This window comes from Larkinella bovis, assembly GCF_042655385.1.
Classification (GTDB): domain Bacteria; phylum Bacteroidota; class Bacteroidia; order Cytophagales; family Spirosomataceae; genus Larkinella; species Larkinella bovis.
Genome location: NZ_JBHSMA010000002.1, coordinates 1 through 12,468, shown reverse-complemented (window position 1 = coordinate 12,468; position 12,468 = coordinate 1). Strand labels below are relative to the sequence as shown.

Sequence of the window (12,468 nt, the reverse complement as noted above, 5' to 3'; positions counted from 1 at the left end):
AATGGTAAAAAACTGAATTTTGGCTGACATATTCCGATTGAAAATATTAGCGAGATTACACAAGACAAATTATATTCTTTACGCAGGTCCTTCCAATTTGCAATAGCCTTTCTCCTGAACGAATTCCCAAAACCGATCCGGGCGTTCTTACGTATTCGACTAAAATGCAATCAACGTTACCGTGCACATTTGCCCTGATCTATAGCTGTTAACCTGATTCAGATAAAAATAGCCATCACTTATTTCAATCTCACCTAACCTGACTTTCCGGAGACGAATTGGCAGTTTGGGGTTGAGGTCGGCAACCACATGATTTTGCAGATAAATAGAAGGCGTAAAGACTCGAGGCCTGCGCAGCACCCGTTTCAAACCGTCATAATACCGAGCAATTAAGCCCATTTCTGAAATCTGAGCCGGTACCGGATCGAAGGCCAGCGAAAAGGCATTGTTTTCTGTAATAATCGTTTGGGGCCGTCGGCCAAACCAGCAGCCAGTAAGTGTCACCGAGGCCGGAACAATTTCGCCTGCCGTGTTCAAAACCTTCGTGCTGATCTCAAATGATTTCGTTGGTTCTACCAGAATAACCCGCGCCCCGGTCGCCTTCTTCTGAATCTGGAGCGTCTCACCGCTGCCGGTTATTGTCCTGGTTTCGATCAACAACGGTGCGCCGTAGCTGCCGACCTGCCGGATGGATTCCATCGATGCGGAAAACGGTAGCGTGAACAACGTTGTCTCGGCAGGCAATGTTGCCCGGTCGCAACGAATCACGCCATCGCCAAACCCCCTATCCACGCCGGATTGCTCTTTATACTTCAGCAAATTCCGCTGAGCGTACGGATCGATCTGGAACAAAAGACTTGGCTCTTCTCCCTCTTCCAGGTAGGCCGACCAATCCACCGCCTGCGCCCGGTTCTGGGTTACATCCGTCAACTTGACCAGCTCCACGGTTTTCCGACGACTGTCGATAGCAAACCAGCCCCCCATTTTGAAAGCCAGGCTGAGCAACAGCTCCGTGCATTTGAGATCGGGTAGATTCTGAGCCACTAACCAGGTATCTCCCGTATGAATTGTCGGATCCGGTATAAACGAAGCATAGGTCGAATCCGGATCATTCATAATAAAACCTTCCCACTGGGCGATCGCCGAGCGTTTCTGTACAATCCGTCTGATTTTTACCGTGTCACCCTTCTTCAGCAGAATCTCGGTATCGAGTTCTAATTGGTCAATCTTCGCCCGGCTCTGGTTGTAACCAGTCGTTTTCGACCAGTACGCCTGCTCGACGAAAGCCCCGTTTTTTTCTAGTTGCAGCTTGACCTCCACGGTCCCCACGTCCACTTTAATCATAAACCGCTGCACCGCGATTACTTTCAATCGCATTGCCGCATCGGCCACATAGCTATACGTCGTGGTGTTGAAGTTATTGGCTTTACCGTCTTTCCAGTTGTCCAGTTCCCGGTCATCCACGGAAAGCGCAATGATCTGGTTGAGGACTCCGCCAAACATGGGGGTCGGCGCCATGGTCTCGACCGTGACCCGGGCCGTCCGGGCATCGATCCACTCCTGATCCCGAGCCAGCGGCTCCGCTTCCGTAAATGGAATGGCCATTTGCTTCAACAACGGATCATCCAGCCAGGCCCCCACCGGCTTGTAGCCCTCCTCTTGTAAGACCTGCCCGATGATCTCCTTGTAAAACACCGCGGGAAAAATGGTATCCTGCGCCACTATGCCACCATCAATGGTCCCATAATCCAGAACAGGGTAACAAACGCCTTCTGTCGCCCCGGCCCTGGCGTTGATTTCGTCGAGTGTCCACGGATGATCCAGCCGCGACAAATCCAGATCACGAATACTTTTCTCCGCCAGCTTGTCAAACAGCGCCCGCTGCGGATCATAGAGAGCAACTTGCCATTCACCCTGAAACTGTTGCAATTCGGCCACGCCTTCAAAAACAATTTCATCCTCTTCAACCAGCCGGGCCGGAATCAGCTTATAGGGGTGTTGACTACCCGCATCCAGTTGTTCGGCATTTTCCAGCAATCGTTGGATGGCCAACGAATTCGGCAGCGTAAATTGATTCGAATAAGTGAGTTGAATACTGTCGGGCTTGGTCAGGTCGTTAGCCTGAATCGTCAGCGCCAACAATGATTCGGCCACCCATACCCAGCCGGCCGGCCCCTGCAAATAGATTCCGTCTTCCATCAGTTCAGTCGGTTCTTGATTTGGGTGGTTTCGTGAAGATCAAAGAGTTGCTGAGACACCTCATCGGTTACGTCCCAAAGCTCTTCCGTGTGCTGGGAGTAGGCTTGCAACCGTTGCCGTAAACGCTCCACCTCCTGTTCCAGCAGCACTTTCTGAAATAAAACAGTATGGCAACGAATGGCATAATACAGAGGATCGTCCAGCCAGCGAGCCTGATAGTCGATCACCTTCCGGAGCAGAGCCGGACACGTCGGCAAAGGTTGGTTATTTTCGCGACAAATCATCTCCGCTGTCGTATAGTGCGCGACAGCCTCCGTTAAATACTGACCGATTATTTCATCCGGTACGAGTCCCTTCATGTCGGGATACTCAGCCAGTATTGCCCGGATCACTTGCCGCCGTTGGCGGAGGATCCGGTATTTTCTGAATAGCGGTCTCATTATCCTTTGGTGGTGACATCGCCCCGGACCTGAACTTTGGTCATCTGAGCGGATTTGGTGTGAATGTCAGTAACGGCCACGATCGGAGCGGGAATATTTTGCAGAACCGCAGACATTTGCTTAGAAACTTCCCGGCCAATCATCGTTGCTAACCGGCCCTCATCAAAGGGGCTGGTTGGTTGCAAAGCAACTCCTCCGTAATTGAATCGCGGGATAATAGTTGTCGCAAGCGCTCCCGGAAACCGCCGTCCACCGCCATCCATATTGATTGCTGACAACGTATGGTAATGCTTCCGGGTTGATTCCGCATTGATCACAGCCTCACCGTTGCTGATCCGGGCCGCAATGCTGTCTGAAGTTCCGGTGCCGGGTCCGGTGACATATGCACCCCGGCGATCGGAGACGTACCCACCCTGCGCAAACTGCTCGGCTTCAATCTTCCGGAGTTGCGCCTGCGTTTGGATTTCCGTCAGTGCCACCAATAAAGCCGCCAGCAACGGACGCCCGGCATTATTGGCCAGAATGTTGGTGATGGCCTGCGCCTGGTTAATCCGGGCCTCGATCTTGGCCACGGCTTTACGCTTCTCCCCAGCCTCCTTTTCCAACTTTTCCCGTTTTTTCTGAAACTGTTGCTCGATCTTCTCCCTCATTTCGGCATTCGCCCCCGCTGACTTCAAAGCCGACTTCTGCTGATCATCCAACGCCTTCTGCTGAATGGCCGTTTGAGCGTCGTAGATGGCTGACAGCGTCGACGTACCCTGTTGCAGCGTAGAGGTGATGGTATCGGCGATGTCCTGAAAGTATTCTTTTGTCAAATCCTTCTGGGCCCGCGCGTAACGCGTCCGAATTTCCTCCTTCGCCACTTCATTTTTACCGGCCTGAGCGATTTCCAAGGCTTCCTGCTGAGCCAATAATTCCTTACGCTGTCGATATTCGGCAGCGCTGCCGGATTTGGTCACATTCAACCGGGACTGAGCCGCCGTCACCGCATCGTTTTTCTGTTTGACCAGCAACTCCCGATCCACCGCGGCTTGTTCTTTGGCAAACCGACTCCTGATTTCTTTTTTCTGTTCTTCCGTCAGGGTGATGTTTTCGAGTTCGGCCTTCATCTGGGCATCAAGCAACTCCTTCCGGAGCGCAAATTCAGCGTCCGAACCTTCCGAAACCGCATTCAACCGGGCCTGAATTGCTACCGCATCATTCTGCGCCAGCTGTGCCTTCAAAGCCGCATCGACGACGAGCTTTTGAGCCTTCTCCGACGCATCGATTTCGGCCAGTTTCGCCTTTCGCTCATTGGCGTTCCTGATCGTGGCCAGCACGTTGATTCGTTCCTGCTGAGCCTGATTGGTAATCTGCTGTTTGACCAGGTCAGCCTCTTCCACGGTTCCCTTTTTGACCAACGCCAGCCGGGCCGCAATGCCTGATTGCTGGATTCGGAAAAACCGGCTTTGCTCCTCGACGGCTTTCGCGACCCGAAGATCGACGATATCGGCCTCCGCTTTGGCATCGACCATGCGGATCTGGGCTTTGTTTTTCAAATCCTTTTTCTCCAGTTCGGCCCGTTGCCGGATTAACTGCTCCTCGATGGCCAGCGTATCCCGGCCTAACTTTTTGGCGGCATTCAGTCGCAACTCATTCCCGGCAATCTGAGCACTCAACGCCTCCTTACTGGCTTCGATGCTTTTTTCTTTCTCCTCCGTCACCAAACCGTTCAAGGTGTTTTGAATCTCGGTAGCCCGTTCGTAGCGTTCCTCCCGGATGTCGCCTAATTCGGCTTCAGCTTCCGCTACTTTCTTCCGATCCTCGAAATTGTTGCCGTTCAATTTGGCTTCCTCCTTCACATTGGCGACAACCCGTTTTTGGAAGGCCTCCCGTTCCTTCTGCAACCGGCTTTCCAACTCGCCTGCCTTCCGGATCGCAGCCAGCCGATCGTTATACGGCTTCGTCGTATCGTCGGCAATCTGTTTGAGCCGTTCGGCTTCGCCCCGCATTTGCTTGTATCTGGCTTCCATCTGGATCGATAGGTCCCGAATCTTCTGCGATTCCAGGGCATTGGCCTCCCCTGCCTTAGCCGCCCGTTCCAACTCATCGGCAAAGCCCGACGCCTTTTTCGAAGCGTCCGTTATACCGGTGGCCACCTGGACAACACCGTCCATCATGCCAACCCAATTACCCTCGCCGATCGCTTTCAGGATTACCCCGAAGCCCTTCACCCGGTTAATGAGGTTCTCCTGAATGAAGTCGCCGAATTTCTTGATCGTTTCGCCCGGTTTCGTCCAGACGTTGACCAATAGCTCGCCCAGCGAATATATGCCACGAGATATCAGACTGACCACCGCCCCGAATGCCTTGGTTTTTCGTTCAATGAAATCCATCCCGGTTTGCGTTTTGGTCAGAAAACCGATCAGGGCTGTAAACGCCAGCACCAACAACCCGATACCGGTCGCGGCCAGCGCTGCCTTTGCCGCCTTCCCAAAACCGGTAACACCGATCGACGACAGTTGGATACTTTTCGCCTGGTCAATCCATCCCTGCCGGTTTTCTTTCAGGTAGCTGATCCCATCGGTAAGCAGTCCATGAATGGATTTTAGCTGACCAATAATCGGCACCTGACTGCCAATCGCTTCCCGGATACCGTCGGCATACCGGGCCACTCCGCGACCGGCTACACCGTACGATTTTTCGATCCCCAGAACCTCTTCGTTGAGGTCGTTGGTCATTTTGATGAAATCGCGCCCGGCCTTCGACGCCCGTTCCTCCGGAGAGAGATCGCCGATCAGGTCCTTGTACTGAGCCAGCCGTGTACGCATTTCGTTCAGCGATCCGGAAACAGCTTTATTCGCCTTATCGTTGAGCGTCAGGGCACGTTCATTGGCCTTCATTTCGGTCGTCAGCGCCTTGGTTGCCCGTTCGTTTTTAGAAATTGCCGTGGCGTATTCTTCGGAGGTGATGGCCCCGGCCTTAAACTCCTTTTTGATCCGGGCTTTTTCAGCCCGCAGATCCTCCAGCGATTTACGGAGGCCTGCGATCCGTTTTTCAGTAGCGGCCTCATCGATGGTGATCTCGATGAGAACTTCGTTTTCTTTTTCCTGAGACATTCTGGTGTGGATTGGATTTTGAAATTAATTTTCTCCCGAATCTGCCCCCTCTAAATTCATCGTCAGTTCAATTTCAGCGGCCAACTCGACGTGTTGCTTATCGCGCCAATGTTCCGGCTGTCGGTTTTTTAACCAGTTTAGACAGGCAGCCGCATCCGGAGGGAAGTACTTGGTAACGACTTTCGTGACCCGCAATAGTTTTTTATCATAGCCTCCCGTATTCGGGTCAAATGGAGCGTCCCCTTCGCGCGTAACTTCGTGATGTTCAAAGCCTATAGCTCGTTTATAGAAGGCTTCGGCCACATTCATATCGGCGACAATTTTTCCCGCTTTGACTGACTCTAAAAAATCGGGATATCTCAGCTTCCAATTATTGATCGTAGCCTCACAAACGCCGAATACATCAGCTAGTTCTTTGTCGGTTACTCCGAGCAGACAGACTTTACGGGCAATGCTAGCAAACTCTGGCCGATACTTTGTTGGTGTGCCACGTTGTTTTTGAATTTCCATGGTGTGGATTGATTGTTTATGTAAGTGAAAGATTTTGCTCTAACTGGTCCGGAATCGACTCAAATGAGAAGAGAGGTAACGTTTCTTCAGATAGATTGAAAGCCGCGGCTATTTCGGCTCGTCGAGGACTAACAACAAGACGAAATGTTGGTTTTTGATCCGTTACATCCCATCCCTTCGGATAATCGGCCATTGCCTCAAATGAAACAGGCACGTATTCAATCGGCAGATTATCCCACATTGAATAAGTTTGTGTAGGCACTGTCTGAATAGAGGCTTGCGTTCCTACCGGATGCTCATATACGATCCCGAATTCCCGACAGATCGAAAAGAAGGTTCCTATTCTGACTTGACCGCGTGCCTTCTTCAGAAAGTAGCTGTATTTACGATCGCATTCGGCGTAATTATATTCCGGATGGAATTGGCTAACAGCATGGAAGTATTCTCGACCACCTTCGCCAAACTCATCAATCAGCGCCAGGGCAACCCGAAACCAGCGGCCATCATAAGCAGTGATGTCTATATTTTGCCGGCAGATTTTTTCAATGACCTGCTCGACCTTTTGCCGGGTACTGTTGCTATCATCTGCCTTAGCTTTGAACTCGCTTCGTTTGGGCTCCGGTTTAGGCCGTAGGGGAGGCAACCGGACTACCTCAGCCTGATGGTTAAAGTAGGCTTCAGGGTCGTGGCTGTAAATCCGAAGGCGGCTAACGTCGCCACACTTCTTATCGATCATCACACCCCACTTTCCGAACATCGCCCGGAAAAACTCGAAGTATTCTGAGTGGCGGTCTACCTCGGCAATCGGGATCAAAATGAAATACCCTTCCCCGCTCAGCGACCAGCCGCAATAAGCTACATTCTTGATTTTCGGGAACTGTTCTTTCAGTTCGTAGAAGTTGGTCAGGTGTGGGTTATCCTTTCGGTCAATGTCCAGGCAGATAAAACCACTGTGCTTGATGAGGCCCGACGCTTCTCGGTATTCAAATTCACCGGACATGGTAGACGCTGGCAGCGTATTCACTTTTTCGTACTGATACGCTTTTTCATTTGTTGCCTTTAATGCCCGAATCCGTAATTGCTCCGAGTACCATTTGGGTGATTTTAGCCAAGTGATCATCTTCACTAGTTTAGGGGCTCCAGGCTTCCGGCAATTTGCATAGCAACTAATGTATTTCCCTTCGTATATGTCCTTCATCCTATTAACTATGTTACTGTGTTAAGCGCGTTAACGTAGGTTAGCGTAACGTAGGTTAATGTTAGTACGTTAAAAGCCCTTATATATAGAGGGCTTAACGTACTTAACACACTAACGTACCTGGTTGCCGTAGCCTGGTTTCTTCCAGTTTGTCCGCATTCAAAGCATAGACTGGAAAAGGTTTTTGTTCTACCTTATGGATCAATTGATGCTGTATGTAATATGCCATGAAGTCTCGGGCAGCATTGTCACCAATGGCTAAGCTATAGTACCCAGCAGCAGCTTTGATACGACTGACCATTTTGCCATAAGATTCCGCTTCCTGCTCATACACTCGGATTAGAATGGCAATATGTTTTTCATTCGGTGTTCCCTCAGGGGTATTCTTCTTGGTTTTTCCCTGACTATCTTGGTTACTCCTTTTCCCTTTTTCTTCGGCTTTCCAATCATCAACTAAATAAGGCAAGCTGGTCTCGTCGATGCCGAAGACAAAAGGTTCGAAATCAATATCCCGACAATATTCAGGACTAACAATTGACGTCTCCTTATCTTCAGGATTTTTAGCAACCGAAAAAACCGTTTCCGCCTTATTTACAGCCTCAGTGCCAAGATGCCCTCTGATATTGGAGTCGCTTTTATTCTGATGAATGACCCCAATAATGTGAATTCTTAACTCTTCACTCCATTTCATCAAATGAGTAATGATTTCGTTAGCCTGATCCGCTTCTAAAATCGGGTCTTGCGCCAAATCACGGATACCATCAATCACCAGCAAGCCAAGGTTAGGGGTATTGTAAACAATCTGCTCAATCGACTTAAGACGAGTTCGAGGGTCATTTTTACGGAAGGCATATACTTTCAGGTTACTTTGCAAATGGCTCCCAACCAATCGTAAAGCCCGTTTAGCTGATCGCTGAACATGATACCTAGATTGTTCTGTATCGGCAAGCACCACTACTCTTTGGTCCTCAGGGAAATGCCCGCGTACCGGTCCAACTTTATTACCTGAAATAGCAGCCCCAATAAAAAAGGCTAGGCCAGTCGTTTTACGTGATTTAGCTTTCCCTGTTGCAATCGAGAAGTTTCCGAGCGTGCCAACCGGCGCCGTGATTTTTCCACTCTCAATCGTAAAGCAAGTTGGTGGTATTGCTTCGTCAATTGACAAGTTGATTTCGGCATTTTCAATGATTTTGGAGTAATTCTCATGGTCAGGCTCCTGCTGTTTGACATTGGTGTTAAAGTCAAAGTCATTTTCAATTTGTACGGTCTTTGGTACAAATAATCCCTGTCCTTCAACTTTCTGTACGGGGCGGCTGTGGTAGTTCATGGCTGCTCCGCTTTTATTGTTGCCGGTATTGTTTCAAAGCATGCCGAAGTTCCTTTGCCCGATCATTGGGTGTTCGAGGGTCGAAAGCAAACTTCTCGACCGTTTCGCGTGAGTAGCACCAATCCTGCACCTCGGGTACCCATTCGTTGTGACAGTAGAAAGCTATTTCGAACTCCTGGCGAGTCCACTGTGGTTTGGCGTTGATAAAATTCCATTGATGTTGCTGGAATGCTCGTATAAAATCCAGTGCTGGAGCAATTGATTTCTCGCTATTCATTCTGATGTGGATATGGCAATAACTGGGTAGGACTTAACTTAAGGATTTACGAGATCTTCCTTGATCTTTATTGTCCTTCGAAATAATTCGACGGTTCTGCCGAATGGTGACAATTTGGCGGGCCTGCTCCTCCAACTCACCTGCTGTTTTCTGGCGTCCAGATTTTACCCAGTCTAAAAGCTCCTGCTGGGAGAAATACAAGCGCTTCCCTCTCTTGCTATAAGGAATCTTTCGCTCATATACCAAACCGTAAATAGTTGGGGGAGTTAATTTAAGTAAGCGTGCTGCTTGCTCGACAGTAAGAAGTTCTTCGAATGAAGTGGAAGGAGGAAGAGCGGGCGCGTGTTTCAGATCTAGCAATAATTCTTCAATAATGCCTAACCGTTTGCTGATTACTTCAAGGTGATTTTCCATTGCACCGGTGTTTTGTGTTTTAACTGATGCAATTCTAAAATCTTGGCCGTTCAGTAACCGGTTATAACCGGTTACTATTTTTTGAGATTGTTTTCTTTGGCTTTTATTAGTTCGTCTTCAGCGGTTCTAATAGCCCTAATAATTTTCGCATCTTTTTTTTGTATATCTCGCAAATACCCCAAAACTACTTCGATATCGTTCACCACATTTTTCCCCTGCGCGGTTCGATCATTTTTTGACTTGGTTCTACAAAAATCCATGTAAATACTTTGGCCACTTGTGGGTTTTGACCAACCATTAGCTAATGCTATTTCTTCCTGGTTGTGAGAATCAACTGTAATATCTTGGTAATGACAGAGAATTGCGATTTGCCTATGAGATAATTTGACCTGATTATTCTTTCCAGTCTCAATATTCGTAGGATGGTTTGAATTTTCTATATGATGAATATATAATTGAAGCCATTTTAAAGTGGCCAGGTAGCCGAGTGGCTTTAAGTAGCTGTCAAGAATTGGCTCTGCCTTCTCCCAAAATTCATCCCAGATTAAAATTTCATCTTTAGCAGGATATTCATGAGTAGATTCTTTTTTCAAACTTTCCAAATCCCACCAAATATCGTCCCAAGTATCAGAAAGAACAAAATTGACAAGAATTCCTCGACTATATTCAAATACGACCTCACACTGAGGACATTCTTCAAACAAATGTTTAATACGTTCAAACTCATTTCTTAGGAAACTCGCGGCATCTTTCTTAGGGTTCGGCAGAAACTTAATCCCTTTTTTAATCGATGTAACCAACTCTCTAGCATCTGTATTCCATACTGATTTTCGAATTGCGTAGTAAGCATTTATTCTGGTATAGCATTCCGTTTTGGAGTAAGGAAATAAACTTACAATAGCATCAACCCATTTTTCTAATTCAGGATCTTCAGGCTCCTCTTCAGCAGTATCCACTGTAAAATCGTCAATTTTTTCAACTATAATATTTTGATCATCCCAATACACACGTGCATCCTCGCCTTCATCAAGCTTATCTAAATCAATTACAAATCTTTTCTTTTCCATTGTATAAAGGTTTCAGAAGGTTGGACCGGCCACTTTAAACTGTTTTTTTAAATGACGTCAAAGCATTGGCGTATTGAAGCTTAACCTCATCCTCAAAGCTATCAAGGTAGTTTTCCGTCGTTCGAATGTCTTGATGCCCCAGACTTTCACTGATGAACTCGATAGGCGCTCCGGATCGCTTCAAAACCGTACTAAACGAATGCCTGGCCGTGTATGTAGTCACTTCTTTATCGATGCCTAGATCTTGAGCGATTCGGCTGATATACTTATTGATGGTCTTTACGAATTGCTGCACAACTGCTAATTCCCGTTCAGCACTCATACCTGGTTCCAGAACACCAAAAACGTATCTATGTGGAATAGCAGGTTTTTGACCCCATTTAGCGATAATCCGCCAGACATCGTCCGTAATAGCTACCACGATCGGCTTAACTTCACGCTTGGTACGTTCTGTCTTCGCCCGTACAAATCGAATATGTGTTGAGCCGATTTGCTGATATGTTAACCGGCACATATCCTTTGGATTCATCCCATTGCAGAGGTAAGAGAACAGCCACAGATCCCGAGCCCGGTCCTCAGCACTCATTGGCTCAGCCGGATAATGGAATATCTTTTCAATATCGGCCAGGGTTAATGCCTTCTTTACATTACGGCCAGTAGGAACCTGGTACCGACGTTTTGTAAATGGATAATTTTCCCGGTCAATAGCACCATCTTCGATTGCTCTATTATAAATCGTTCTTAGCGATCGTAAATAAATACCGACAGTAGTAATAGAATTGCCGATGCTCAGCATCCATTTTTCAAATCCCTGTAGCCATTGTGGGGTAACATCACGGTAAGTTAGCGGAGCCTTACTCTGGTGATAATTTTGTATGGCGTTTAGAGCACATCGGTAGCTGCTCCCGGTACCGGCACGACCTTCTTTAGTAAGTTGCTCGATGTAACGCTCGAATCCTGCAAATACACTATTAGATGGAGCCCCTACCGTACCAGCGTAGCGAGTCTCGAACTCTTCAAACGTAAATAGCGGTAAATCTCGAATAACCTTTTCGGCCCGGCTACATGCCGTTTCCAGCAAAGCCTTGGTATCTTTAATGTAGTCTTCACGAGGCTTTGGCTTACCAACTTTCTCCCATTGAGATTCGGTTAGATTAATACCGGTTGGGTAGTACTGTTGTTTTCGTTTGAAAGTGACGCGCAATTTGACCGGATAGGTGCCGTCATTCTTCTGGCGCCGGGTGTCGAGGTAAAGGCTAACAATTGCACTCATAGATGGGTTCGCGATGGTTAGCTAACTTGAAACCGGTTGAGATACCGACAATCAGATGGCCGAACCATTTGCATACAAATTTGCATACATTTACCCCATAAAAACAAATAGCAAGACGAAAAAAGTAGCTAATATTTTTAATTTAACTACCTGTATATTAGTAATATTACGAAATAAAGACGAAGAAAAGAAAAACAAAAATTTCTGACTGTTAATCAGAGGGTCGCTGGTTCGAGCCCAGCTTCGGGAGCAAAAAGCCTCAAATCGTAAGATTTGGGGCTTTTTTATTTAAAAATGTATCACCATTTGTAACAGAAAAAATGCTAATATTGACTTCATTTTGAAAGTCTATAAAGGATTCTTTATTTTCTTGAGGTCCTTTTAAAGCAAATCATTACTGAGAACAGCAAATCAAATTCATCGTGAAATTTAGAGAGATTGAAACAGAGGAAAAGCCCACTAAGGCTCCAGCAGAATTTACAATTTACCATAGTCAAGGTGAACAATATATTTACTGTCCGATAAGAGATAAGGCATATATTGATCCGTGAATAAGCTTATAATAATCGTATCTTGTTGTCGGTATGGGAAAATACAAACAATCAGATTACGAACTACTCCGCAGACGCTGTGTTGAACTAGATCTGGCGGGTTGGAAGCAAGGA

At 47.5% G+C, this 12,468-nt stretch carries 10 protein-coding genes; all 10 read right to left on the bottom strand.

Features of this window, described 5'->3' with window-relative positions; genetic code table 11:
• Positions 1–159: 159 nt before the first annotated feature.
• The 10 genes from ACFPMF_RS07395 to ACFPMF_RS07350 all read right to left on the bottom strand — a co-directional run bounded on the left by ACFPMF_RS07395 (position 160) and on the right by ACFPMF_RS07350 (position 11,803).
• Positions 160–2,199, bottom strand: a complete 2,040-nt coding sequence (locus ACFPMF_RS07395; RefSeq protein ID WP_379842764.1) for a hypothetical protein — start codon at positions 2,197–2,199, stop codon at positions 160–162.
• Positions 2,199–2,639 (bottom strand): hypothetical protein, encoded by a 441-nt coding sequence (locus tag ACFPMF_RS07390; RefSeq protein ID WP_379842763.1) that lies wholly within the window; start codon positions 2,637–2,639, stop codon positions 2,199–2,201. The genes ACFPMF_RS07395 and ACFPMF_RS07390 overlap by 1 nt, the downstream gene beginning before the upstream one ends.
• A complete protein-coding gene (locus ACFPMF_RS07385) occupies positions 2,639–5,737 on the bottom strand; it encodes a coiled-coil domain-containing protein (protein ID WP_379842762.1) in 3,099 nt (1,032 codons plus the stop codon). The genes ACFPMF_RS07390 and ACFPMF_RS07385 overlap by 1 nt, the downstream gene beginning before the upstream one ends.
• Positions 5,738–5,761: 24 nt before the next feature.
• On the bottom strand, positions 5,762–6,247 hold the full coding sequence (locus ACFPMF_RS07380; protein WP_379842761.1) for a helix-turn-helix domain-containing protein: 486 nt from the start codon (positions 6,245–6,247) through the stop codon (positions 5,762–5,764).
• Positions 6,248–6,263: 16 nt separating this feature from the next.
• Positions 6,264–7,367, bottom strand: coding sequence for a BT4734/BF3469 family protein (locus tag ACFPMF_RS07375; protein ID WP_379842760.1), 1,104 nt, complete (start codon positions 7,365–7,367; stop codon positions 6,264–6,266).
• Between the two features lie 181 nt (positions 7,368–7,548).
• Positions 7,549–8,772 carry an AAA family ATPase gene (locus ACFPMF_RS07370; RefSeq protein WP_379842759.1) on the bottom strand — a complete coding sequence of 408 codons (1,224 nt, stop codon included), beginning with the start codon at positions 8,770–8,772 and terminating at the stop codon, positions 7,549–7,551.
• A 13-nt stretch (positions 8,773–8,785) separates the two neighbouring features.
• Positions 8,786–9,049: a hypothetical protein gene (locus ACFPMF_RS07365; RefSeq protein WP_379842758.1), complete on the bottom strand. Its 264-nt coding sequence runs from the start codon at positions 9,047–9,049 to the stop codon at positions 8,786–8,788.
• 33 nt (positions 9,050–9,082) lie between these two features.
• Positions 9,083–9,463, bottom strand: coding sequence for a helix-turn-helix domain-containing protein (locus ACFPMF_RS07360; protein ID WP_379842757.1), 381 nt, complete (start codon positions 9,461–9,463; stop codon positions 9,083–9,085).
• Between the two features lie 74 nt (positions 9,464–9,537).
• Positions 9,538–10,530 (bottom strand): hypothetical protein, encoded by a 993-nt coding sequence (locus tag ACFPMF_RS07355; protein WP_379842756.1) that lies wholly within the window; start codon positions 10,528–10,530, stop codon positions 9,538–9,540.
• Between the two features lie 34 nt (positions 10,531–10,564).
• Positions 10,565–11,803: a tyrosine-type recombinase/integrase gene (locus ACFPMF_RS07350; protein WP_379842755.1), complete on the bottom strand. Its 1,239-nt coding sequence runs from the start codon at positions 11,801–11,803 to the stop codon at positions 10,565–10,567.
• Positions 11,804–12,468: the final 665 nt, after the last annotated feature.